This window comes from Azospirillum mesophilum, assembly GCF_053470405.2.
In genome coordinates this window covers 1-22,837 of sequence record NZ_JBPXMQ020000042.1, presented here as the reverse complement: position 1 = coordinate 22,837, position 22,837 = coordinate 1, and the positions used below count along the sequence as shown (strand labels likewise).

Sequence of the window (22,837 nt, the reverse complement as noted above, 5' to 3'; positions counted from 1 at the left end):
GCGCTACCGCAGCCAGTTTTCGCATTGGAGATCCGGCACGCGCCTGAACTCGTCCTCGTTTTCGGTGACGATGGTGCAGCCGAGCGAGAGGGCGTGGGCGGCGATCAGCATGTCGTTGCCGCCGATGATCCGTCCGGACCTTTCCAGGTGGGCGCGGATGGTGCCGTAGGCGGATTCCGCCGGCGCCTCGAAGGGCACGACCTCCAGCGCGTTCAGCACCGCATCGAGTTGGGCCGTCAGCCGGGCCGATCCCTTCTTCGCGGCTCCATACCGAAGTTCCGCCGCGACGACGGTGCTGGTGCAGACACGCGATTCCCCGACCGCTTGGATGCGTTGCGTGACCAGCCCTTGGGGATTGCGGACGAGGTCGGAGACGATGTTGGTGTCCAGCAGGTACCGCATCACAGCTCCACCGCGTCCGGCGGAGTGTCGTCGATGTTGGGGAAGTCCTCGTCCAGCGGCAGGAGAGTCGCGAGAACGCCCAGCAGGGACGGCGGTGGAGCCGGTTCGATGATCAATCGGTCGCCGTCCTTGCGCATGATCGCGTCTTCTCCGGGAAGCTCGAACTCCCGCGGGATGCGGACCGCCTGATTGCGGCCGTTCCGGAAGATTTTGACGTGGCGTTCGGGGAGCATGGCGGCCTCCTGCGGCATATGCCTGAACATAGGCCGCCTCCGCCGGGCCGTCCAGGGGGTGAGTTGCGGCTACGGCACGGGCGTCAGCAGGGCCTTCAGGGACCTGTCGCGCTCCTTCGATTCCCAGAGAAGATCGGCCTTGCCGTCGGGGCGCAGGGTCATGGTGAAGCCGTTGCCGCTGCCGCCGGTGCGTAGCGCGTTTCCGGCGTCGAAGCTCGCCTTGCGCCGCGTCCAGTCGGAGGCCATGCGGCGGTCCGGCCCGCGTCCGACCGCAATGACGAGGTGGGCGTCCCGCCCCTCGATGCGCTCCACCACGATCTGGACTGCGCGTCCGTTGCCGTCGTAGACGCCGACCCAGCGGCCCGAATAGGCGGCCAGGTCCTTCGGCACGGTGGGGGCGGGCTTGGCGACGGACAGGTCGTCGGGCAGCAGAATGTCGAAGTCGGCGGGCGGGTCGGGGCAGCGGGTCTCGCCCGCGTTCGGCGCGGCGTCCAGGAAGTGCGTCAGGCAACTTCCGTAGGCCGCGCGGAAGGTGCCGCCGGTGCCGGCGCCATGCCCCTTGAGGGGGGAGCGCTCGTCGATCACCACGAAGGCCCGGCCGCTCTTGCCCAACCCCTCGCGGACGATGGGGCCGCGGGTGGTGCTTGGGAAATACTCGTCCTGGTCCGGGACGAAGACGACGACGCGCGCCGCCTGCTCCTTCGGCAGAAGGCGGGTGAGCCAGTCGGCCTGGGTCTGCCAGCTCATGGCGACCGAACCGGCGTTCTTGGCGTCGCTGCCGGAACCGGGGGCGAGCGCGATGATTGCGTCGAAGGGGAAGCGTGCGCCGGCTTCCAGCGTGATCGCCCCGCCGTAGGACTGGCCGGCGGCGACGACCCGCTTGTAGCCCTGGCGCCGCGCCTCCTCCGCGCGCTGGACGAGGTCGTCGATGTGGCGCATGCCGGCTTCCGCCCAGCCGGTCTCGAACAGGTTGTTGCGGTTGATCTTCAGCACGTCCCAGCCGTCGGCCGCCAGCCGTTGCAGGAGAGTTGCCGGCGGGTGCTGGTATTCCGGCCATTTTCCGTTCAGGCCGTGGCTCCAGAAGATCACGCCCTTGGCCTTCGCCGGGCCGCGCGCCGCGATCTCCGGAAAGCCGGGCACCGTCCAATAGCGCGTCCAGGAATCCGGCGGCCCGTCATTGGACTGGGCAGTGGATTGGGCGGCGGCGCCGGAAGCGGCGGAGCCGACGAGGAGGGCGGCAAGGGCGGCCGGGACCAGGGCGCGCAAGGAAACTCGCATGGACGGCATATCCCCAAAAGGGGTGGTGATGCCACCTTTGCACCTTTCGCGCCCGATCCTCAACGCAATCCGCCGTGGCGTCCAGGGCCGTCCAATGGTCACGCTTGCGCTGCACCGCGCGGCGGGGCACCTTCCATGCCGGTTGCGCGTTGAACACGCGGACGGCGCTGGGAACGGGACGGGCATGGCGCAGGGGGTGGCGAACAAGGGGTTCGGCATGCCGGGGGAGCTTCCCGGCTGGGTGAACTATGCCCTGCTGCCGCTCCTGAACCTGCTGGCCGCCTTCCTCCTGTCCGGGCTTGTGATCCTGGTGATCGGGGAGAACCCGGCCGATGTGCTGTCGCTGATGGTGACGGAGGCCGTCGGCTATCCGGAGGCCATCGGCTACACCCTTTACTACGCGACCAGCTACATCTTCACGGGGCTGGCGGTCGCCATCGCCTTTCATTGCGGGCTGTTCAACATCGGCGGCGAGGGGCAGGCCTATCTGGGCGGGCTGGGGGCCGGGCTGGTCGGGCTGGCGCTGACGGGCTGGCCCTGGCCGGTGACGGCGGCGGCGGGCATCGTCGTGTCGGCGCTGTTCGGGGCCGCCTGGGCCTGGATTCCCGGCTGGCTCCAGGCCAGGCGCGGCAGCCACATCGTCATCACGACGATCATGTTCAACTTCATCGCCGCCTCCATCATGACCTACCTGCTGGTGGACGTGCTGATCAAGCCGGGCCAGCAGTCGCCGGAAACGCGGGAGTTCGACTCCGGCACCTGGCTGCCCAGCATGGAGCGGGCGCTGGGCTGGGTCGGCGTCACCATCCCGGCCTCGCCGCTGAACCTGTCCTTCCTGTGGGCGCTGGCCTGCTGCGCGCTGTTCCAGCTGTTCCTGTGGCGCACGCGCTGGGGCTACGAGATCCGCACGGTCGGACAGAACGAGCGGGCGGCGGTCTACGCCGGCATCTCCCCGTCGCGGAACATCGTGCTGGCCATGCTGATCTCCGGCGCGCTGGCGGGATTCGTGGGGGTGAACGAGATTTTGGGGGTGCAGCACCGCATCCTGCTGAACTTCACGGGCGGGGTCGGCTTCGTCGGGATTGCCGTGGCGCTGATGGGGCGCAACCACCCCGTGGGGATCATTCTGGCCGCGCTGCTGTTCGGGATGCTGGCGCAGGGAGGCGGGCAGGTGTCCTTCGAGTATCCCACCGTGAACCGCGAGCTGGTGATGGTCATCCAGGGCCTCGTCATCCTGTTCGCGGGCGCGCTGGAGAACCTGTTCAAGCCGCAGGTGGAGGCCCTGTTCCGCAGACGCGGCGCCAAAGAGATGGGCGCCAAAGAGATGAATGGGCGTGGCGAGGGGAGGGCGTGACGTGGACGAGGCGTTCCTGGTCGCTCTCCTCCTGATCGACGCCACCATCCGCGTGGCGACCCCTCTGGTGCTGGCCGCCTTCGCGGCGCTCTATGGGGAGCGGGCGGGCGTGGTGGACATCGGGCTGGAGGGCAAGATGCTGGCCGGCGCCTTCTTCGCCGCCGCCGTCGCCTCCGTCACCGGGAATCCGTGGCTGGGGCTGCTGGCGGGGGTGGCGGCGTCGGTGGCGCTGTCGCTGGTGCATGGCTTCGCCTGCATCACCCACCACGGCAATCAGGTCGTGTCGGGTATGGCGATCAACATCCTGGTCGCCGGGCTGGCCCCGACGCTGGCCTACGCCTGGTTCAAGCAGGGTGGCCAGACTCCGCTGCTTCCGTCCGAGGCGCGGTTGCCGCAGATCCACCTGCCGGGGGTGGAGGCGCTGTCGCCCATCCCCGTCATCGGCCCGATCTACCGGGAGCTGATCGACGACACCAACGTGGTGATCTGGCTGACGGTGCTGGTGGTCGTTGCGACCCACTGGGTGCTGACCCGCACCCGCTTCGGCCTGCGCCTGCGCGCGGTGGGGGAGAGCCCGGCCGCCGTGGACACCGCCGGCATCTCCGTGACCAAACTGCGCTATCAGGCGGTCCTGATCACCGGCGTCTTGACCGGCGTGGCGGGGGCCTATCTGTCTACGGCGCATGGTGCCGGCTTCGTGCGGGACATGACGGCGGGCAAGGGCTATCTGGCGCTGGCGGCGCTGATCTTCGGCAAGTGGCGCCCCTGGCCGACCCTGTTCGCCTGCCTGCTGTTCGCCTTCACCGACGCCGTGCAGGTGCGGTTGCAGGGCGTGCCGTTGCCGGTCGTGGGGGTGATCCCGGTGCAGTTCATTCAGATGCTGCCTTATGTCCTGACCGTGCTTCTGCTCGCCGGCTTCGTCGGCCGGGCGGTGGCGCCCAAGGCCAGCGGCATTCCCTACGTGAAGGAGCGGTGATGGACGAGCCGAACGCGTTGATCGACGCCGCCCGCGACGCCATGGGAAAGGCCTACGCGCCGTACTCGCGCTTTTCCGTGGGGGCGGCGATCCTCGGCGCGTCGGGGCGGGTCTATGCCGGGGCGAATGTGGAGAACGCGGCCTACCCGCAGGGGCAGTGCGCCGAATCCTCGGCCATCGGGGCGATGATCCTGGGCGGCGACCGCGCCATCCGGGAAATCGTCGTGATGGGCGGCAAGCCCGGCGACGGCATCCTCTGCACGCCCTGCGGCGGCTGCCGGCAGCGCCTGCGCGAGTTCGCCGCGCCCGACACGCCGATTCACGTTTGCGGACCGGAGGGGTTGCGCCGCACCTTCACGCTGGCCGAACTGCTGCCGCACTCCTTCGGTCCCGACAACCTGGATTTCTGAAAGGCTTCCCCATGACCGCCGCACACGCCGCCGCGGAGATCCTGCACCGGGCGCCCGGCTTCCGCCCCCGGGTGGGGATCGTGCTGGGCTCCGGCCTCGGCGGCCTTGCCGACAAGGTGGCGGACGCCGTCGCCATCCCCTACACGGAGCTTGCCGGCTTCCCGGTGCCGAGTGTGGAGGGGCACGCCGGCCGGCTGGTGGTCGGGCAGCTCGGCGGGCAGCCGGTGGCCTGCATGCAGGGCCGCGTCCACGCCTACGAGGGCCAAGGGTTCGACGCGCTGAAGTCGGCCATCCGCTCCCTCAAGCTGGCCGGCTGCGACACGCTGGTGCTGACCTGTGCCGCCGGCTCGCTGCGGCTGGAGGTCGGGCCGGGACGGCTGATGGCGATCTCCGACCATCTGAACCTGCTGGGCGCCAACCCGCTGACCGGACCCAACGACGACGCCTTCGGCCCGCGCTTCCCCAGCATGACCGACGCCTGGGACCCGGCGCTGCGCGCGCTGCTGCGGCGCAAGGCGCTGGAGCGCAACATCGACCTGACGGAGGGCGTCTACGCCGCCTATCCCGGCCCCTCCTTCGAGACGCCGGCCGAGGTTCGCATGTTGAAGGTGCTGGGCGCGGATGCGGTCGGCATGTCCACGGTTCCGGAATGCATCATCGCGCGCCACTGCGGCCTGCGGGTCGTGGGCTGCGCGGTCATCACCAACCTGGGCGTGGGGCTCGGCGACGGGCCGGTGGACCATGACCAGACCCTGCGTGCCGCCTCGGCCGCCGCCTCCGACCTGGAGCGGCTGCTGGTCGGCTTCCTGGAAGGGCTGAACGAAGAGGACGGACGCCGGTCATGAAACTCCCAGCCGACCTGCAACGGGTGCTCGACAGCGCCACCGCCGCCAAGGCCGACGCGAAGGTCGCCGCCCGCGCCATTGGCCTGCTCGACCTGACGAGCCTGAACGACGACGACACCGACGATGCGGTGGAAAAGCTGTGCAAGCGGGCCGTGACGCCCGCCGGCAAGGTGGCCGCCGTCTGCGTCTGGCCGCGCTTCGTGAAGACCGCGCGCAAGTCGCTGAAGGGCTCCGGCGTCAGGATCGCCACCGTCGTCAACTTTCCCGGTGGCGAGACCGACGCGCCGACCGTCGCCGCGGACACCAAGGCCGCCATCAAGGACGGCGCGCACGAGATCGACGTGGTGCTGCCCTACCGCGCCTTCATCGACGGCGCGCGCACCCAGCCGCTGAACGTGATCCGCGCCTGCCGCGAGGCTTGCGGGGCCGACGTGACCATGAAGGTGATCCTGGAGTCCGGCTGCTTCCCCGACCCGGAACTGCTGGCCTGGGCCGCGCGCGACAGCATCGCCGCGGGGGCGGACTTCCTGAAGACCTCCACCGGCAAGGTGCAGCCGGCGGCGACGCTGGAGGCGGCGGCCGTGCTGCTGCACGTCATCCACGAGTCCGGCAAGACGGTGGGCTTCAAGGCGGCGGGCGGCATCCGCGACGCCGCCGGGGCTGCGGCCTTCCTGGCGCTGGCGGACCAGCTTCAGGGCAAGGGCTGGGCCACGCCCAAGACCTTCCGCTTCGGCGCGTCGAGCCTGCTCGGCTCGCTGCTGACGGCGGCGGGGCATGGCGGCAAGGGCGGCGACGCCACGCCGCAGCCGGCGACTGCGACCTATTGATTGGGGCAACCTATTGAGACAAGAGGCCGGATCTCCACCGGCCCGACACAAGACGGACCTTTCATGCTTCCCCAGGAAATCATCCGCAAGAAGCGCGACGGCGCGCGCCTTGACAGGGCCGAGATCGACGCCTTCGTGCGGGGCATCACCGACGGTTCGGTCACCGAAGGGCAGGCCGCGGCGCTCGCCATGGCCGTCTTCTTCCAGGGGATGGAGCTGGAGGAGCGCGTGGCGCTGACCCGCGCCATGACCGGCTCCGGCACCATCATGCGCTGGGACCATCGGGCGCTGCCCGGTCCGGTGATGGACAAGCATTCGACCGGCGGCGTCGGCGACAAGGTCAGCTTGATCCTGGCGCCGGCGCTGGCGGCCTGCGGCGGCTTCGTGCCCATGGTGTCGGGGCGTGGGCTGGGGCACACCGGCGGCACGCTCGACAAGTTCGAGAGCATTCCGGGCTACCGCGCCAAGCCCGACCGCGCGACGCTGGAGCGGGTGGTCAAGGAGGTCGGCTGCGCGGTCATCGGGGCCACCGACGACATCGCCCCGGCGGACAAGCGCCTGTACGCCATCCGCGACGTGACGGCGACGGTGGAGTCCATCGACCTGATCACCGCCTCCATCCTGTCGAAGAAGCTGGCGGCGGGGCTGGACGCGCTGGTGATGGACGTGAAGTTCGGCTCCGGCGCCTTCATGCCGACCTATGAGAAGTCGCGCGAACTGGCGGAGAGCATCGTCACGGTGGCCGGGGGTGCCGGCCTGCCGACCGTCGCGCTGCTGACCGACATGAACGAGGTGCTGGGCCACACCGCCGGCAACGCGCTGGAGATGCGGGAGTGCATCGACATCCTGCGCGGCGGCACGTCGGAGCCGCGCCTCTACGAGGTCACCGCCGCGCTGGCGGCGGAGCTGCTGGCGCTGTCCAAGGTCGCGCCCGACGCGACGGCCGGGCGCGCGATGTTCGACGAGGCGATGGCCAGCGGGCAGGCGGCGGAGCGCTTCGCCCGCATGGTGCGGGCGCTGGGCGGCCCGGCCGACCTGCTGGACGCGCCGGACCGCTACCTCGACGCCGCCCCCATCGTCCGCCCGGTCTATCCGGAGCAGGACGGCGTGGTGGCCGCCATCGACATCCGCGCGGTGGGCATCGCCGTGGTGGCGCTGGGCGGCGGGCGGACCAAGGCGGCGGACCCGGTCGACTTCGCGGTCGGGCTGGCCGACGTGGCGGGGCTCGGCGCCTCGGTGGGACCCGGCGGACGGCCGCTTGCCCTCGTCCACGCCCGCAGCGAGGCGCAGGTGGAGCAGGCGACGGCCATCCTCCGCAAGGCCTTCACCGTGGCGGACGCCGCACCGGCGGCGGGGCCGCTGATCGCCGAGCGGATCGGGCGGTAGGCCGCGCTCGGGCTTCAGGCGGCACAGGCGGCCTGACCGGCGCGTGCTGCCGGCTTGCCTCCGGACAAAGCCGGGCCGGCCAGCGCCTCCGCCGCGAGGCGGCCGGAGATGACGCAGGCCTCCACCCCCGGACCGGGGAACACGCCGCCGCCGGCAAGGCACAGGCCGGGGATGGGCGTCTTGCCGGGCAGGGGCTGCTGCGCCGGGTCGATGCCGTAGATCGCCCCGCCGGTGGTGTGGGCGTAGCGGGCGAAGGTCGCGGCGCTGGCGTCCTGGCGGTTGAGGATGTGCCGCTCCAGGTCTGGGATCAGCTTGGACGCGGCGGCGATCATGGCGTCGCCCTCCCTCTTTTTGCGCACCCGGTAGTCGGGCGCCTCGCGGTTCCAGCCGTCGTGCGCGGGGGCCAGCCGGATCAGCGCGACCGAGGCGCAGCCGGCCGGGGCCAGCGTCCGGTCGTGGCTGGAGGGAACTGCGACGGCCATGCGGTCCTCCGCCAGGAAGGACATGGCCGGCAGGTCCGGCACGACATCCAGCGCCAGCGTCACCATAAAGGCCGAGGTGGACGGGCGCAGCGCCCGGCAGCGCGCGGCGTAGTCGGCGGGCAGGTGCTCCGCGCCCACCAGCTCCAGCATGGTCCGGCGCACGTCGGCGTTGGAGATCACGGCGGGGGCGGCGATGCGCCGTCCGTCGGCGGTGTGCACACCGGCTGCACGTCCGTCCTCGACCAGGATGCGCTGAGCCGGGGTGCGCAGCAGAATGTCGCCGCCGTTGGCGCGAATGGACTCGGCCAGGGCGTCGGCCAGCCGTTGCGACCCGCCCTCCGGATAGAAGCCGCCGTCGAAGAAATAGCCGAAGATCGGGGCCATCTGGTTGGCGCGCAGAAGCTCCGGCCGGTCGGACAGGTAGGCGGTGAGGCTGGTCAGCAGGCGGCGGGCGCCCTCGTCCGGCACGAACTGTTCCAGCATCGCCAGGAAGCCGACATCCCGCCAGCGGAAGGCGCGCGGGCAGGTGACGGGGTAGGCGCGCATCGCCTCCACCGTGCGCGGGATGTGCGGCAGGCCCGTGTCCCCGCAGCCGAGATAGAGGTCGCGGTAGATGGCGCGCATCTCCGCCAGGAAGGCTGCCGCACCGGCGGCGCTGTCCGGGTGGTCGCGGGCGATCATGGCGACCAGCCCGTCCGCGTCGTCGGGCAGGGAGCGGAACCGGCCGTCCAGCAGGATGCCGCGGTTCACCGGCTGCCAGGTGATGCGATCCTCCACGCCGACGGTGCGCAGCAGGTGGCCGATGGGGCCGTCGGGCCGGACGCCGCTGATGTCGTGCACGCCTGCGTCGAAGATGAAGGGGCGGACCGTCTCCCCCTCCACGCGCACCCTGCGCTCCCAGGAGGAACAGAAGCCGCCCGGCCGGTCGTGGGCCTCCAGCACCGTCACGCGCGCGCCGGCCTGGGCCAGCAGCGCCGCGGCGGTCAGCCCGCCGATGCCGGCGCCGACCACCACGACGTCGCGGCTGTCGGCATCGCTGCGGGCGCCGATGATGGCGGGCGCCGGCCAGTCGTAGGGCTCCGCCTCCGCCAGTTGTCTGGCGATGGCGCGGCCGATGAGCTGGTCGGGCAGGCGCCGGCTGGCGACGATGCCGGCGACGGTGGCGAGGACGCCGACGGCGGGGGCGACCGGCTCGGCCAGCCAGAAGGCAGCGGCCCCGATCAGGAAAATAACGCCCCACACCGCCGTGACCGCGTTGTTCACCGCCACGAACTGCGGCAGGTGCCAGAAATCGCGCGGCCACTCATCGCGGGCGTATTGCAGCGTGAAGGGGCTGCCCAGCGCGATGCCCCCGAAGGCCATGCCGGCCAGGACGAGGTGGATGGCGAGGCCGATATTCTCCCGCGGCCAGGACCAGCCGAGCGGCTCGCACAGAGGGAGGAGGGCGAAGAAGCCGGCGGCCACCAGCTCCGGTGCCTTCAGCGATCCGCGCAGGTGGTCCATCATGCACAGCGCGAGGCTGAGCGCCAGCGCTCCCAATGGCGCTCCCAGGGACGGCCACACGCCGCCGAACGGCTGCAACGCGCCGAAGGCGATCCAGGGTGAAAAGCCGAGAAAGATGCGGACGGGGGTGGCGAGGGTCATGGGCGGGCCTTCGTCAGGGGTGGTGTGTACGTGTTGACGGGCAGACTGCCGAAGCCGTCCGCGCGGGCCAGCGTCGATCCGCGAAACGCCGGGAAACCTTCGCAAAAGCGCCGGTCCTGCGCTTCGCGAAGCGCGAGTTGCAGGGGCCGATGGGCTCTCCAGACCCACCGCGACCGTCGGGATTTCGAAACAAAAGGCGGGCATCCGGGGATGGCACCCGCCGATCACAGGCATTCGCCTAAAAAGCCGGCGAACCTCCACCATGATCTCCGGTTTGGCCATGACCACCGACACCGCGCTGGCCGGCGCACGCCCCTTCACCCCGTCGTTATCCTCCAGCGCCCTGGGCAGCCCCTTGCGGCGGGGGGTGGCCTGGATGCTGCTGTGCTTGTTCCTGTTCGCCCTGATGGACGTTCTGCAGAAGGCGCTGGCCGCGCGCTATCCGGCGATGGAGGTCATGTTCTTCCGCTCCCTCTTCTCCGCCGTGCCCCTGGTGGCGGTGCTGGCGCGCACGGGCGGCTGGGCGGCGCTCGCCACGCGGCGGCCCTGGGCGCATGCGGTGCGGTCGGGGGTGGGGGCGCTGTCGGTGGCCTGCTTCATCGCGTCCTTCTCCGGAGTGCCGCTGGCCGACATCTACGCGATCAGCTTCGCCGGCCCGCTGTTCGTCACCGCCCTGTCCGCCCCCTTGCTGGGGGAAGGGGTGTGCGCCCGGCAATGGGGAGCGGTCGGCGTCGGTTTCCTCGGCGTGCTGGTGATGGTGAATCCGGGGGCGGGCATGCTGTCGGGCATGGCGGTGCTGTGCCTCGCGGGGACGCTGGGTGGGGCGCTCGCCACCATTTGCGTGCGCCGGCTGGCGCGGACGGAGACCAACATCGCCATCGTCGCCTACTTCACGCTCGCCTGCGGGGTCCTGGGGGGTGTCGCCATGCTGCCGGACTTCGTCTGGCCGGACGCCCCGGCCCTCGCCGCGATGGCCGGGGCGGGGCTGCTCAGCGCCCTGGCGCAACTCGCCATGACGCAGGCCTACCGGCTGGCCCCGGCGGCGCTGCTGGCGCCCTTGTCCTACAGCTCGATCCTGTGGGCGGTCCTGTTCGGTGCGCTGCTGTTCGGGGAGCCGCCGGGGCTCGCCACCCTTCTGGGCACCCTGATCGTGATGGGAAGCGGTCTCGCCCTGCGGCCGGGAAGCGGCGCGCGGGCCTGACCTGCGGTTGCGGCATTGGGCCGCGCCGGGGGTGGTGAATTATTGTGCAACGATGACCCGAGCCGACGCCCTACCCATCGCCGACGACGACACCCGCACCGCCATCGGCTGTTTCCTGCTGGCCATCCTGCTGTTCGCGGGGATGGACACGCTGATCAAGTATCTGAGCGCGGTTTATCCCGTGGCGCAGCTGATGTTCGTGCGCTCGGCGGTGGCGCTGCTGCTGGTCGGCGGCGTGTCGGTCGCGCGCGGAGGCTGGGCCAGCCTGCGGACCCGGCGCCCGCTGGCCCATGTGGGGCGGGCCTTCGCCGGGCTGCTGTCCATGGGCTGCTTCTTCTTCGCCTTCAAGCATTTGCCATTGGCCGAGGTGTATGTCCTGAGCTTCGCCGGCCCGTTGTTCATCACCGCCCTGTCGATGCCCCTGCTGGGGGAGCCGGTGGGCTGGCGCCGCTGGGCCGCGGTGCTGGTCGGGTTCGGCGGCGTGGTCGTGATGGCGCGGCCGGAGGCGGACGCACCGCTGTTGCCGATCCTGGTCGGCGTGGCGGCGGCCTTCTTCTACGCCCTTGCCATGATCGCGGTGCGCGGCCTGTCGCGGACGGAGACCAACACCTCCATCGTCGTCTACCTGCTGATGACCACGACGGTGGTGAGCGGCGTCGCGGCCGTGCCGGTGTGGGTGGGACCCGGCCTGTTCGACGTATGGTTGATGCTGCTGGTCGGCGTGCTGGGCGGGGCCGCGCAGGTGCTGATCACACAGGCCTTCCGCCTCGGCCGCGCGGCCGTGGTGGCACCCTTCGAATACACGGGGATGATCTGGGCGACGCTGTTCGGCTTCCTGGTGTTCGGGGACGTGCCGACGCCGACCGTGCTGACCGGGGCCTCCGTCATCGTCGCCAGCGGCCTCTACATCCTCCACCGCGAGACGATGCGCCGCCGGGGCTGAGCGGCCGGTCAGGCCGGCCGGGTATTCAACAGGACGAAGAGCTGCCGGAAGTTCTCGTTCATCACGTCGCCGAGCTGCTTCTGGCCCTCACGGATCTCGTTCACGTCCTTGCGGAGGTCGGTTACGTCGGTCCGGAGTTCGGTCACTTCCCGGCGCAACTGGGCTTGACCTTCCTCCAGCCGGTCCATCCGGACTTCCATCCGGTCCATTCGGATGTCAAGCCGATCCATCCGCCCATCGAGCTGCTCCTGGCCTTGGCGGAGCGCACGCAGTTCCGTGTTGGTCACATGCGCATAGCGCTCGACCTGGATGGCGAGGTCCGTGATGCGGTCGTGTTCGGTGCGTCCGTCCGGCATGGGAAAGTTCCGATGATGACGCTGCATACTATAGGGTGAATTCAACGGGGAGTCGAATCATCCCTCGCGCCGGTCCTCGCTGCCGATGCGGAAGGCGCCCCAATGCTTGCCCTTGACGTAGATCGGGGCGGCGACGTCCTTCATGGAGACGATCACCCCGCCGCCCATCTCGCGGCGGTAGGTCTGGATCAGCACCGGCTGGCGGTTGCGGGCGGCGGCGAGGCCGGTCGCGTCGTCGAACATGCGGCGGTTGCGGCAATGCGCGTTGTTCCAGTCCGGATCGTCCGGGCGCTGCGGCTCGGAATATTTCTTGTTGTGGGTGGGCAGGTAGCCGTTGCGGTCCACCGCCGCGCAGAAGGCGATGCGCCGGTGCCGCAGCAGCACCTTTTCCTGAAGGTCGGTCAGCAGCCGGTCGCTCAGCTCCGTGAAGGGGGTGGTGAACTGCTGCGGGTCGGTGCCGGGAACCGGCTCGTAGTCGGCGGAGAAAAGGGCATCCACGCTGGTCTGCCCGCGGTCGACCGCCTCGTCGAACAGGGCGCCGATGGCCTTGGCGGTCTGCTGCGCCAGGGTCACCAGCTCCGCGTCGGCGGCGTTCCAGCGGCCCAGCGCCTCCTTGAGCCGTGTCGCGAAGTCCGGGGCCAGAGGGTCGAAGCGCACATGGGCGATGTCGCGTTCGGTCGCCACGATGGTGCCGGTGGTGCGGCCCACGCCTTCGATGTCCAGGCGGATGGCGTAGCCGTCGGCGCTGGCGAGCTGCACCTCGCGCACCTGGCAGCCGCCCATCGAGATGTTGTCGAGCCGGCTCTGGAAGGTCAGCCCGTCCACCTCCACGCGGGCACCGATGTCCACGGCGACGCGGTCCTCGCGGCGGCGGTTGCCGAAGCGGGTGCCGCGCAGCGACGCCGTCACACGCCGCTTGATGCCGAAGATCTGCCGCACCAGTCCGGTGGCGTTCTCCCACAGCTCGCTCGCCTTCTTCGTCGAGCGCTCGGCGGCCTGGGCGACCTTCTCGATGCTCTCGTGGACGTTTTGCATGCTGGTGGCCATCTCGTCGGCGTTGTCCGCGATGTCGCGGGTGACGACGGCCTGTTCGGCGACGGATTCGGTGATGGAGGCGATGTCGTCGGTCACCGCCGTGACGCGGCCCGCGACCGCCTCGATGGCGGTGACGGTCTGGTTGATGGAGGCCTGCATCGCCTCGATCTGGGTGCGGATGTCGCCGGTGGCGTTGCTGGTCTGGTCGGCGAGCGTCTTCACCTCGTTCGCGACGACCGCGAAACCCTTTCCGGCGTCGCCGGCCCGCGCCGCCTCGATGGAGGCGTTCAGCGCCAGAAGGCGGGTTTCCTTGGAGATGCGTTCGATCAGCGTGACGACGCTGCCGATACGCTCCGACGCGGCGGCCAGGGTGTGGGCGTAGGCTTGCGCCTCCTGCGAGCGGTCGGAGGCCCCGCGGGAGCTTTCGGTCGCGTGCTCCACCTTGGCGGTGATGTCCGCGAAGGATTCCGACAGTCCGCGCGCGGCCAGGGCGATCAGGCGGGCGTTCATGTTGGTCTGTTCGGACGCCTCGGTGACGTGCTCGCCCTCCGTCGCCACCTTGTTGGCCGCACCCAGCACCTCGTCGGCGGCGCCCTCCATGCTGGCGGCGTTGTGACGGACGAGATCCACGGCCTCGCTCAGCTCGCGCTCGAAGCCCTCCGCGAACTCCTCCATTTCCGCCGTCATGTCGGAGCTGGTGGCGGCGTGGTGGTAGACGGACAGCGCCAGCTCCGCCTCCATCAGCACGCCGCGGATCAGCACGCCGACCTCCGCCGCCGCGCGGTTGCGGTCGAAACGGTGCGCGCGGATCACATGGGCGGCCATGCGCTCCAGCAGCATGGAGTAGCCGGCCATGTAGAATTTCGGATCCAGCCCGACCTTCTGGTGCGTGCGGCCCAGCCTGCGGACGCGCTCCAGATAGGCGGAATCGAAGTTGGCGGCGAAGAAGGCGTCCCACTGCGCGCGGTGAAGGCGCTGGATGGCGGCAATGCGCTCGGGATCGGACAGCAGGGCCGCGGTGCCCGGCTGGCCGGCCATGAATTGGTAAAAGGAGGTAATCGACGCGTCGAGGACGGGGCCGAGCGCCGGTCCCAGGCTACGCAGCATCTCTTCCGTGCGCGCGTCGATCCGCCAAAGTTCGCGGTCCAGCTCCGTCGCCTCGGACTGCGGAGTTGGCGCAGCGGCTGCGGTGGGATGCATCAGGCGTCCTCTTTGGCGACGAAGCGGTTGTTCTGTCTCGTCCAATTGGTAAACCAAAGTTCAGCGATTTGCATCCCGGACGTTGGTGAAAACTTTCACGACCTATGCGGGCGACCAATTGCCGCAGGATGGATTGTTGCCTTTCCGCGCCTGGGCCGCGCGTTGCGGTTTCTTGAGTTGGCGTTTCTTGACAGGGGCAGGGCGGGGCGACACTGTGCGGGCCTACGGCTGGGGTGCCCGCTGCGACGCGGGCTGAGACAACACCCATCGAACCTGATCTGGGTCATGCCAGCGAAGGGAGCCGACCGTTCGAGGCACCGCCCCCAAAGGCTCCCGCCCTCGCACGGCTCCCCGCCGGCCAGGAGGAGACACATCCATGCGGCGGCTGCTTCCAATCATTCTGGGTCTGGCGATCACGGCGACGGGAACCGTTCGGGCGGAGACCGCGTCGGTGCCGGTTCTGGTGCCGCTGACCGGGTTCCTGTCGCTGGAAGGGACCAGCCAGCGCAACGGGGCGGTGCTGGCGCTGAAGCAGGCGCCGGCCGGTGTGACCGTCCAGTCGGAGGTGATCGACACCGGAACCTCGCCGGAGGCCGCCGTCACGGCGCTGGAGCGGGCGGCCGGCGGCCCGGTCACGGCGGTGGTGGCGAGCATGCTCGGCACGCAGATGCTGGCGATGCTGCCGCTGGCCGCCGACTACAAGCTGCCGCTGATCACCGTCTCCGGCACGGCCAGCATCACCGAGCAGGGCAACCCCTGGGTCTTCCGATTCTTCCCCGGCGACGCCGTGACCAAGGCGGCGCACGCCCGCTATGTGGTGGAGGAACTGGGCCGCAAGCGCCCGGCGCTGATCTACCAGACCACCGCCTACGGGCAGAGCGGCAAGGCGCACCTGATCGAGGCGTTCAAGGCCCTCGGCGTCGCGCCGGTGTTCGAGGAGGGGGTGGACCCTGCCGCCAAGGATCTGCTGCCGGTGCTGACCAAGGCGCTGGCCGCCAAGCCGGACGTGCTGGTCCTGCACCTGCATTCCGGCCCGACCGCGCTGTTCATCCGTCAGGCCGCCGCGAACGGCGTGGACATTCCCATCGTCGCCGGCTCCGCCATGCACCAGCCGAGCACCGCGGCCCTGCTGGAGCCCGCCGAACTGAAGGGCGTGTGCGCGGAGACCGCCGCCTCGCCCATCTCCGGCGGGAGCCCGGAGGTGGAGACCTTCACCGCCGCCTACCGCAGCGCCTTCAACGCGGAGCCCGACGCCTTCGCGCTCGGCCAGTATGACGGCACCCGCATGGTGCTGGAGGCCGTCAAGGCCGGCGCCCGGACGACGGAGGAGGTGCGCAAGGCGCTGTCGGAGGGGACTTACCGGGGGCTGGCGATGACCTACCGGTCGGACGGCAAGGGCAACATGGCCCATTCGGCGGTGATCGTCTGCTACGACGGCGCCTCGCGCGTGCCGGCGATCGTCAAGCGGTACGACAACGTGACGGGTGTGGTGAAGTGAGGCCGAGGGGAGGCTTTTGCCCCCTCCCTAACCCTCCCCCGCGTCGCGGTGGAGGGAATTTGAGCGCGTGCCCAGGCTCCTTCTCCCGCGTGAGCGGGGGAGGGTCGGGGAGGGGGCAAAGGCCTTGATCACCCTGCAACTCCTCGTCAACGGGATTGCCCTCGGCGCCGCCTACGCGCTGGTCGCGTTGGGCTTCGTGCTGGTGCTGAACGCCACGTCGGCGGTGAACTTCGCGCAGGGGGACCTTGTGATGGCAGGTGGGATGCTGGCGGTCGCGCTGGCGCCTTACCTGCCCGTGCCGGGGATCGCGCTTCTGCCGGTGGTGCTCCTTCTTATGGCGGCGCTGGGGCTTGTGCTGGCGTTCGCGGCCTATCTGCCCTTGCGGGGGCGGCCGCCGGTGACGGTCTTCATCAGCACCATCGCCGCCGGGATTATTTTGCAGAACGGGGCGTCGGTGCTGTTCGGACCGGAGCCGCGCGCGGCGGCGCCGCTGTTCTCCGGTGGGACGGTCCAAATCGGCGGGCTGGTGGTGGCGGAGCAGTCGCTGGCCATTATCGCCGTGGCGGCGCTGCTGATCGGGGCGCAGCAGTGGGTGTTCGGGCGGACTCAACTCGGCCGCCGGCTGCGCGCCACGGCGCAGGACCCGGAGATGGCGCGCGCTTGCGGCGTCCCGGTGACCGCGATGGTCCTGGTGACCTTCGCGCTGGGCACGGCCTACGCCGGGGCGGCGGGGCTGCTGCTCGCCAACCGCTATTTCGTCACGCCGACGGCGGGCGGCGACCTGATCCTGAAGGCCTACATCGCCGTGACCATCGGCGGCTGGGGATCGGTGCCGGGCGCCGTGGTCGGCGCGCTGCTGATCGCGCTGTTCGAGGTGGGGGTGTCGTCGGTGCTGTCCTACCCGGTGGCGCTGGGGATGCTCTACGCGACGCTGCTGGTGATCCTGGTCGCCCGCCCGCAGGGGCTGTTCGGGGAGGCGGCGCGACGTCGTGCGTGAGGTGCGGAAACTGTCGGCGCTTGCCCCCTCCCTAACCCTCCCCCGCTTCGCAGGGGAAGGGATTTTGGTGCTGGGGGTGGTGGCTTACGCGGTCCTGTACGCCTCGCCCTATGGGCTGCGGGTGCTGACGGTGGCGGGGGTCTATGCGCTGGCGGCCATCGGGTTCCAGCTGGTGTTCGGGCTGGGGGGAGCGCTGTCGCTGGCTCATGGGGCGTTCTTCGGGCTGGGGGCTTACGCCACGGGCATCCTGGGCAGCCAGTGGGGGTGGGGCTTCGCGGCGACGTTTCCGGTGTCGCTGCTGGTGCCGCTGCTGCTGGCGCTGCTGGTCGGGCTGCCTGTGCTGCGGCTGGAGTCCCATTACTTCGCGCTGGCGACGCTGGGTGTCGGGCAGGTCGTGCATCTGCTGGCGGTCAACAGCCCCGGCCTGACGGGCGGTGCCAACGGGCTGCCGGGCGTGCCGGGCATTGTGCTGTTCGGCTGGGCGGTGCCGCGCGGGCTTCCGCTGGCGGCGGTGGTCTGGGGCTGTGTGACGCTGGGCGGCTGGCTGGCCTGGAGTCTGGCGCGCGGGCGCTGGGGGCGGGCACTGACGCTGGTGCGCGACGACCCGCTGGCGGCGGGAACGCTGGGGCTCGACGTCGGGCGGCTGCGGCTGGGGGCCTTCGCGCTCAGCGCGGTCTATGCCGGGGCGGCCGGGGCACTGGCGGTGCACACGCAGCGGGTGGTCTCGCCGGAGGTGCTGGAGTTCCCCGTCATGGTGTCCATCCTGACCATCGCCGTGGTCGGCGGGCGGGGGCGGGTGGCCGGGGCGATCCTCGGCGCGGTGCTGCTGATCCATCTGCCGGAGTGGTTCCGCTTCCTGGAGCGCAGCTACCTGATCGTCTACGGCGTGGCGCTGCTGACAACCGTCGTGCTGGCCCCCCACGGGCTGACCGGCCTGCTGGACCGGCTGTTTCGCCTGCCGGCAAGGCCGATTCCAAAGGCGGTCGCGCCGGTGGAGGCCGTGCGGGCGTCCGGGCCGGTGCTGCGGGTCGAGGGGCTGGGCAAGTCCTTCGGCGGGGTGCGGGCGGTGGACGGGGTGTCGCTGACGCTGGAGTCCGGCTCCATCACCGGGCTGATCGGCCCCAACGGGTCGGGCAAGACGACGTTGATCAACCTGCTGACAGGGCTGGAGCGTCCCGATCAAGGCAGAGTTCTCCTGGCGGGGCGTGATCTCGCCGGGAAGCGCCCGGACCGCATCGCGCGGGCCGGCGTCGCGCGGACTTTCCAGGCGGTCAGCCTGCCGGAGGGTGCGACTGTGCTGGAGGCGGTGGCCGCCGCCCGGCTGGAGCGCGACCGTTCTGTCGCGGAGGCCGAGGCGCACGCGCTCTGGGCGCTGGAGCGGGTGGGGGCGGCGGGGCTGGCCGTGCGCCCCTGCGCCGACCTGCCGGCCGCGTTGCGCCGCCGGGTGGAACTGGCCCGCGCGCTCGCCCGCCAGCCGGCGGTGCTGCTGCTGGACGAGCCCGCCGCCGGGCTGACCGACGCGGAAAAGGCGGAGCTGGCCGGCCACCTGCGCGCCATCGCCGCGACGGGCACGGCGCTGCTGGTGGTGGAGCACGACATGGGCTTCCTCCTTCCGCTGGCCGGCCATGTCCTGGGGCTCGACCAGGGGCGCACGCTCTACGACGGGCCGGCGGCGGGGGTGCGGAGCGACCCTGCGGTGATCGCCGCCTATCTGGGGGAGGGCGCCGCGTGACGGAGCCTCTGCTGCGCGTCGAGGGGCTGACCGCCGGCTATGGCGGGGCGGTGGCGGTGGACGGGCTGTCGCTGTCCGTCGCGGCCGGGGAGGCGGTGGCGCTGCTAGGCGCAAACGGGGCCGGCAAGTCCACGCTCCTGAAGGCCATCCTCGGCCTCGTGCCGGTGATGGGCGGGCGCCTGTGGCTGGACGGGGAGGAGATCGGCACCCTCGCCCCGGAGAAGCGGGTCCGGCTGGGCCTCGGCTACGTGCCGGAGGGGCGGCGGGTGTTTCCCGGCATGAGCGTGCGCGACAATCTGGAGGTGGCGAGCCCGCTGGGCCGCGCCGGCCGCGCCCGCGACCTGGAGCGCGTCTTCGCCCTGTTCCCCGACCTTGCCGGCAAGGCGGCGGAGCGGGCGTGGCGGCTGTCCGGCGGGCAGCAGCAGATGCTGGCGGTCGGGCGCGCGCTGATGGGGCGGCCGCGCGTGCTGCTGCTGGACGAGCCGTCGCTGGGGCTGTCACCGAAGCTGGCGGGCGTGGTCTTCGCCGCCGTGCGGGCCATCGCCGCGGAGGGCACGACCGTCCTGGTCGCCGAGCAGAGCGCGGCCCGCGCCCTGGGGGCGACCCGCCGGGCCGTGCTGCTGCGGCTGGGAGCCGTCGTCCACGACGGCCCGGCCGACGCGCTGCCGGCGGACGCCCTGCGCGAGGCCTTTCTCGGGGGCTGAGGGGGGCGGCTGAAGAGGTGGGAAATCGGTGAACTTTCTGATGGTTTCCTCCTCTTCCGCTTGCCCATCCTTGCGTGCGTCGGTAGCTTCCCGCGGTGCTTTGCCCGTAAGGATTACTTCCGCCATGATCGACAAGTCCGCCGCCGCCGCCGCGCTTTCCGCCCTTCTGCTGCTCGGCGCCACCACCGCCTACGGCGCAGGGGTGCAGGTGGCGGAGCTCGTTCCGGTCGATCCGCCGACGCTCTACTACCCGCTGCCTTCGAACGAGCCGCCGCCCCCGCCGGCCGCGATCAACAAGGCTCCGGCCCCCGCCGCCGCTCCCCCGGCCGCCGCCGCCACGGGCACGGCGCCGACCAAGGGCGGCCCGGCGGTGCTGGAGGACGGCTGGGAAGGCGGGCCGGCCAAGGACAAGAGCGGCAAGTTCGGCTACTGCGCCGTCGAGGGCCGCTTCGACACCGGCCACGTCCTGATGGTCGCGCGCAACCCGAAGGGCGAGACGAACCTGGGCATCGGCATTCCGGGCGCGGAGCTGCCGGGCGGGCAGCAGTGGAAGGTCAAGGTCTCGGTGGATGGCAAGCTGACGCGCGAGCGCGTCGCCGTGGCCCCGAAGCCGGATATGCTGGTCGTTCCCAACGGCAAGGACGAGGATCTTTACAACGCGATGATGAACGGCAAGGAGCTGGTCTTCTCCTCCGACGCCGACCGCATCGTCTTCACGCTGAAGGGCACCAAGAAGGTCCTGACCGACCTGAAGACTTGCGTGGATAAGGCGGGCGACGTGCCGCCCATCAGCACCAGCACGAAGCCGGCCAGCGCCAAGACGGCCGCGCTGCCCGACGGGCTGGCCGACCTGCTGCGGGCCGCCGGCGTGCGCGAGGTGCAGCCCGTCTCCCTCGACAACATCCCGCGGGAGGAGCGTCCGGCCGACCTCGCCTGGCGCATCGGCCCGGTGATGGGCGGCATCCGCGAGCGCGTGGTGGCCGAGGACGCCAAGCTGGCCGGGCTGACCGAGGCCTACATCGACGCCATGAAGCAGAAGTGCGACGGCACCCAGACGGCGTCCCTGAACCCGATCGAGGACTTCAACGGCCTGTCGCTGCGCACCGGCACGATGGACTGCGCGCTGAAGGAGGGCAACCTCCACGTCTCGCTGACCTTCTTCCTGTCGTCGGCGCGCCTGTTCACCGTGCTGTTCCACGAATCCGCCGACGTGGACAAGGGGCTGGCCGACAAGATCCGCGACAACCTCGCCGAGGTGCTGCGCAAGCTCGCGAACGCGCCCCAGGGAGCTTCGCAAGGTGCGCCGCAAGGTGCTCCGCAGGGCGGCGCGTCGCAGGGTGCGGCCCCGGCGGCTCCGGCGGCGGCCCCGGCAGCGGCTAAGCCGTAAGGGGTAGCGCCTCCCCCGCGCGGTTGAAGCGGCCGTGTCGCCGCACAAATCTCCTGTCATGCCGGATGACGTGACGGGAATCAGGGGTGCGGCGAGCGACGTCGCCAGCGCCATTGCCGGCGAACGGCCGCTGGTGGGGCTCAGCCGACAGAGCGTGCGCAACAGCACGCTGGCCGTGCTGCTGCTGGCCGGCGCCATCGGGGCCGGGATCGGGCTGGCGGTGGCGCTGCTGCACGAGACGGTCGCCTGGGCGCAGACCGTCGCCTTCGGGTTGCCGGAGGGCTCCAGCCTGGCGACGGTGGTGGAGGCCGATCCCTGGCGGGCGGTGCTGGTGCCGATCGTCGGCGGGCTTGTGCTCGGCCTGCTGGTCAAGCTGGTGCGGCGCTGGCGGCCCAGCGACATCGTGGATCCCATCGAAGCGAACGCGCTTTACGGCGGGAAGATGTCGCTGATCGACAGCCTGCGCCTGACGCTGTCCACCATGCTGTCGAACGGGTTCGGCGCGTCGGTCGGGATGGAGGCGGCCTACACCCAGGCCGGGTCCGGCGTCGCCTCCGTGCTGGGGCAGCACCTGCACCTGCGGCGGGCGGATCTGCGCACCATGGTCGGCTGCGGTGCGGCGGCTGCCATCGCCGCGGCCTACGACGCGCCGCTGGCCGGCGCCTTCTACGCCTTCGAACTGGTGCTGGGCGGCTACACCACGGCGACTCTGGCCCCGGTGGGCGCGGCCGCCGTCGTCGCGGCGGCGGTGGCGAACTGGCTGACCGGCGGGAGCATTCCACTGCATGTGGACCGGCCGGTGGCGATCGAGGGCTGGGACTATCTGGCCTGCGGCATCCTCGGTTTCCTCGCCGGCTGGCTGAGCATCCTGACCATGCAGTCGGTTACGGTGGCGGAGCGCGCCTTCCGGGCGCTGCCGGTGCCGGCCTGGGCGCGCCCGGCGCTGGGCGGGCTCTGCGTCGGGGGTCTGGCGCTGTCCATGCCCCAGGTGCTGGGGGCCGGCCCCGGCGCCAACCCGGCCCAGGTGGCGGGCGGGCTGGAGATCATGGCCGTCCTGCTGGCGGCGAAGATTTTGGCCTCCGCCGTGTCGCTCGGTTCCGGCTTCCGGGGCGGGCTGTTCAGCGCCTCGCTGTTGCTGGGCGGGCTGTTCGGCGGGGTCGCCTTCGGGGTGGTGGACGGGCTGGCGCCGGTGCTGGGGCTCGACCGGATGCTGCTGGTGCTGGTCGGCATGGGTTCCGTCGCCGCGGGCATCATCGGGGCGCCCGTCACCATGGTGATGCTGGTGCTGGAGGCGACGCAGGACTTCTGGGCGGCATCCGGCGTGCTGATCGGCGTGGTCGTGTCCACGACGGTGGTGCGGCAGGTCTTCGGCTATTCCTTCGCGACCTGGCGCTTCCACCTGCGCGGTGTGCCGATCCGCGGCGCCTACGACATCGGCTGGGTGTCGGAGCTGACCGCGCTGCGGCTGAAGCGCGCCGACGCCAAGACGATCCTGACCACGCAGACGGTGGAGACGCTGCGGCGGCTCTACCCGCTGGGCTCGGCCAAGATGGTGTTCGCCGTGGAGCCGAGCGGGCGCTACGCCGGCATCATCGACATGGGCGCGGTGCACGACCCCTCGCTGGACGAGGAGACTCTTGCCCAGCCGGTGACCGCGCTGGCCCAGCGCGCCGACGCCTTCCTGCTGCCGGGCGACGACGTGCGCACGGTGCTGCAGCGCTTCTGCGACGCGGAGGTGGAGGCGCTGCCGGTGCTGACCTCCGCCACCGACCGGCGCATCGTCGGCTACGTCACGGAGGCCTACGCGCTGCGCCGCTACAGCCAGGAGCTGGAACGCCAGCGCGGCGAGGAGCTGGGCGAGCGCAGCCTGTATGGGAATGATTGAGGCAGGGGGATGTTGGGTTTCGCTGCGCTCAACCCAACCTACGGAAAAGCACTACGGAAAGG

20 protein-coding genes and 1 riboswitch are annotated in these 22,837 nt (G+C 71.0%); of the genes, 14 read left to right on the top strand and 6 right to left on the bottom strand.

Annotation, left to right across the window (positions count from 1 at the left end; all coding sequences use genetic code 11):
• Positions 1-3: 3 nt before the first annotated feature.
• The 3 genes from ACSVC7_RS26910 to ACSVC7_RS26900 form a co-directional block, all read right to left on the bottom strand.
• Positions 4-402: a type II toxin-antitoxin system VapC family toxin gene (locus tag ACSVC7_RS26910; protein ID WP_448206839.1), complete on the bottom strand. Its 399-nt coding sequence runs from the start codon at positions 400-402 to the stop codon at positions 4-6.
• Positions 402-635 (bottom strand): antitoxin, encoded by a 234-nt coding sequence (locus ACSVC7_RS26905; protein WP_448206840.1) that lies wholly within the window; start codon positions 633-635, stop codon positions 402-404. The genes ACSVC7_RS26910 and ACSVC7_RS26905 overlap by 1 nt, the downstream gene beginning before the upstream one ends.
• Positions 636-704: 69 nt before the next feature.
• A complete protein-coding gene (locus ACSVC7_RS26900) occupies positions 705-1,913 on the bottom strand; it encodes an alpha/beta hydrolase (RefSeq protein WP_448206841.1) in 1,209 nt (402 codons plus the stop codon).
• 184 nt (positions 1,914-2,097) lie between these two features.
• Between ACSVC7_RS26900 and ACSVC7_RS26895 the strand changes: the two genes are divergently transcribed.
• The 6 genes from ACSVC7_RS26895 (at position 2,098) to deoA (ending at position 7,711) form a co-directional block, all read left to right on the top strand.
• On the top strand, positions 2,098-3,267 hold the full coding sequence (locus ACSVC7_RS26895) for an ABC transporter permease (RefSeq protein ID WP_448206842.1): 1,170 nt from the start codon (positions 2,098-2,100) through the stop codon (positions 3,265-3,267).
• Position 3,268: 1 nt separating this feature from the next.
• Positions 3,269-4,243: an ABC transporter permease gene (locus tag ACSVC7_RS26890; protein WP_448206843.1), complete on the top strand. Its 975-nt coding sequence runs from the start codon at positions 3,269-3,271 to the stop codon at positions 4,241-4,243.
• Complete coding sequence (gene cdd / locus ACSVC7_RS26885; RefSeq protein WP_448206844.1) at positions 4,243-4,653, top strand: cytidine deaminase; 411 nt, start codon at positions 4,243-4,245, stop codon at positions 4,651-4,653. Before ACSVC7_RS26890 ends, cdd begins: the two co-directional genes overlap by 1 nt.
• An 11-nt stretch (positions 4,654-4,664) precedes the next feature.
• Positions 4,665-5,498: a purine-nucleoside phosphorylase gene (locus tag ACSVC7_RS26880; RefSeq protein ID WP_448206845.1), complete on the top strand. Its 834-nt coding sequence runs from the start codon at positions 4,665-4,667 to the stop codon at positions 5,496-5,498.
• Positions 5,495-6,325 (top strand): deoxyribose-phosphate aldolase, encoded by an 831-nt coding sequence (gene deoC / locus ACSVC7_RS26875; RefSeq protein WP_448206846.1) that lies wholly within the window; start codon positions 5,495-5,497, stop codon positions 6,323-6,325. The genes ACSVC7_RS26880 and deoC overlap by 4 nt, the downstream gene beginning before the upstream one ends.
• Positions 6,326-6,388: 63 nt before the next feature.
• Positions 6,389-7,711, top strand: a complete 1,323-nt coding sequence (gene deoA, locus ACSVC7_RS26870; RefSeq protein ID WP_448206847.1) for a thymidine phosphorylase — start codon at positions 6,389-6,391, stop codon at positions 7,709-7,711.
• A 14-nt stretch (positions 7,712-7,725) separates the two neighbouring features.
• Here deoA and ACSVC7_RS26865 read toward each other — a convergent pair whose 3' ends face one another.
• The gene (locus ACSVC7_RS26865; protein ID WP_448206848.1) at positions 7,726-9,837 is read right to left on the bottom strand and encodes a phytoene desaturase family protein; all 2,112 of its coding nucleotides are present in this window, start codon (positions 9,835-9,837) and stop codon (positions 7,726-7,728) included.
• A gap of 262 nt (positions 9,838-10,099) precedes the next feature.
• On the opposite strand from ACSVC7_RS26865, the gene ACSVC7_RS26860 reads away from it, so the two are divergent.
• Both ACSVC7_RS26860 and ACSVC7_RS26855 read left to right on the top strand, forming a co-directional pair.
• Entirely contained in the window at positions 10,100-11,038 is a 939-nt protein-coding gene (locus tag ACSVC7_RS26860) for a DMT family transporter (RefSeq protein ID WP_448206849.1), read from the top strand.
• A 52-nt stretch (positions 11,039-11,090) separates the two neighbouring features.
• On the top strand, positions 11,091-11,981 hold the full coding sequence (locus ACSVC7_RS26855; protein WP_448206850.1) for a DMT family transporter: 891 nt from the start codon (positions 11,091-11,093) through the stop codon (positions 11,979-11,981).
• An 8-nt stretch (positions 11,982-11,989) separates the two neighbouring features.
• On the opposite strand, the gene ACSVC7_RS26850 is transcribed toward ACSVC7_RS26855, so the two are convergent.
• Positions 11,990-12,337 carry a coiled-coil domain-containing protein gene (locus ACSVC7_RS26850; protein ID WP_448206851.1) on the bottom strand — a complete coding sequence of 116 codons (348 nt, stop codon included), beginning with the start codon at positions 12,335-12,337 and terminating at the stop codon, positions 11,990-11,992.
• A gap of 57 nt (positions 12,338-12,394) precedes the next feature.
• The gene (locus ACSVC7_RS26845) at positions 12,395-14,572 is read right to left on the bottom strand and encodes a methyl-accepting chemotaxis protein (protein WP_448206852.1); all 2,178 of its coding nucleotides are present in this window, start codon (positions 14,570-14,572) and stop codon (positions 12,395-12,397) included.
• A gap of 219 nt (positions 14,573-14,791) precedes the next feature.
• Positions 14,792-14,889: riboswitch (TPP riboswitch) on the top strand.
• 59 nt (positions 14,890-14,948) lie between these two features.
• Here ACSVC7_RS26845 and ACSVC7_RS26840 point away from each other — a divergent pair.
• The 6 genes from ACSVC7_RS26840 (at position 14,949) to ACSVC7_RS26815 (ending at position 22,775) form a co-directional block, all read left to right on the top strand.
• Positions 14,949-16,070: an ABC transporter substrate-binding protein gene (locus tag ACSVC7_RS26840; RefSeq protein WP_448206853.1), complete on the top strand. Its 1,122-nt coding sequence runs from the start codon at positions 14,949-14,951 to the stop codon at positions 16,068-16,070.
• A 124-nt stretch (positions 16,071-16,194) separates the two neighbouring features.
• Positions 16,195-17,067 carry a branched-chain amino acid ABC transporter permease gene (locus tag ACSVC7_RS26835; RefSeq protein ID WP_448206854.1) on the top strand — a complete coding sequence of 291 codons (873 nt, stop codon included), beginning with the start codon at positions 16,195-16,197 and terminating at the stop codon, positions 17,065-17,067.
• A gap of 79 nt (positions 17,068-17,146) precedes the next feature.
• The gene (locus tag ACSVC7_RS26830) at positions 17,147-18,799 is read left to right on the top strand and encodes a branched-chain amino acid ABC transporter ATP-binding protein/permease (RefSeq protein ID WP_448206855.1); all 1,653 of its coding nucleotides are present in this window, start codon (positions 17,147-17,149) and stop codon (positions 18,797-18,799) included.
• The gene (locus ACSVC7_RS26825) at positions 18,796-19,503 is read left to right on the top strand and encodes an ABC transporter ATP-binding protein (RefSeq protein ID WP_448206856.1); all 708 of its coding nucleotides are present in this window, start codon (positions 18,796-18,798) and stop codon (positions 19,501-19,503) included. The genes ACSVC7_RS26830 and ACSVC7_RS26825 overlap by 4 nt, the downstream gene beginning before the upstream one ends.
• A gap of 124 nt (positions 19,504-19,627) precedes the next feature.
• On the top strand, positions 19,628-20,890 hold the full coding sequence (locus ACSVC7_RS26820) for a hypothetical protein (protein ID WP_448206857.1): 1,263 nt from the start codon (positions 19,628-19,630) through the stop codon (positions 20,888-20,890).
• Between the two features lie 70 nt (positions 20,891-20,960).
• Entirely contained in the window at positions 20,961-22,775 is a 1,815-nt protein-coding gene (locus tag ACSVC7_RS26815; RefSeq protein ID WP_448206858.1) for a chloride channel protein, read from the top strand.
• Positions 22,776-22,837: the final 62 nt, after the last annotated feature.

Excerpts from the sequence above, each read along its gene's own strand:
- ACSVC7_RS26910 (WP_448206839.1), bottom strand. The coding sequence starts at position 402 with ATGCGGTACCTGCTGGACACCAACATCGTCTCCGACCTCGTCCGCAAT.
- ACSVC7_RS26905 (WP_448206840.1), bottom strand. The coding sequence starts at position 635 with ATGCTCCCCGAACGCCACGTCAAAATCTTCCGGAACGGCCGCAATCAG.
- ACSVC7_RS26900 (WP_448206841.1), bottom strand. The coding sequence starts at position 1,913 with ATGCGAGTTTCCTTGCGCGCCCTGGTCCCGGCCGCCCTTGCCGCCCTC.
- ACSVC7_RS26895 (WP_448206842.1), top strand. The coding sequence starts at position 2,098 with ATGGCGCAGGGGGTGGCGAACAAGGGGTTCGGCATGCCGGGGGAGCTT.
- cdd (WP_448206844.1), top strand. The coding sequence starts at position 4,243 with ATGGACGAGCCGAACGCGTTGATCGACGCCGCCCGCGACGCCATGGGA.
- ACSVC7_RS26880 (WP_448206845.1), top strand. The coding sequence starts at position 4,665 with ATGACCGCCGCACACGCCGCCGCGGAGATCCTGCACCGGGCGCCCGGC.
- deoC (WP_448206846.1), top strand. The coding sequence starts at position 5,495 with ATGAAACTCCCAGCCGACCTGCAACGGGTGCTCGACAGCGCCACCGCC.
- deoA (WP_448206847.1), top strand. The coding sequence starts at position 6,389 with ATGCTTCCCCAGGAAATCATCCGCAAGAAGCGCGACGGCGCGCGCCTT.
- ACSVC7_RS26865 (WP_448206848.1), bottom strand. The coding sequence starts at position 9,837 with ATGACCCTCGCCACCCCCGTCCGCATCTTTCTCGGCTTTTCACCCTGG.
- ACSVC7_RS26860 (WP_448206849.1), top strand. The coding sequence starts at position 10,100 with ATGATCTCCGGTTTGGCCATGACCACCGACACCGCGCTGGCCGGCGCA.
- ACSVC7_RS26855 (WP_448206850.1), top strand. The coding sequence starts at position 11,091 with ATGACCCGAGCCGACGCCCTACCCATCGCCGACGACGACACCCGCACC.
- ACSVC7_RS26850 (WP_448206851.1), bottom strand. The coding sequence starts at position 12,337 with ATGCCGGACGGACGCACCGAACACGACCGCATCACGGACCTCGCCATC.
- ACSVC7_RS26845 (WP_448206852.1), bottom strand. The coding sequence starts at position 14,572 with ATGCATCCCACCGCAGCCGCTGCGCCAACTCCGCAGTCCGAGGCGACG.
- ACSVC7_RS26840 (WP_448206853.1), top strand. The coding sequence starts at position 14,949 with ATGCGGCGGCTGCTTCCAATCATTCTGGGTCTGGCGATCACGGCGACG.
- ACSVC7_RS26820 (WP_448206857.1), top strand. The coding sequence starts at position 19,628 with ATGATCGACAAGTCCGCCGCCGCCGCCGCGCTTTCCGCCCTTCTGCTG.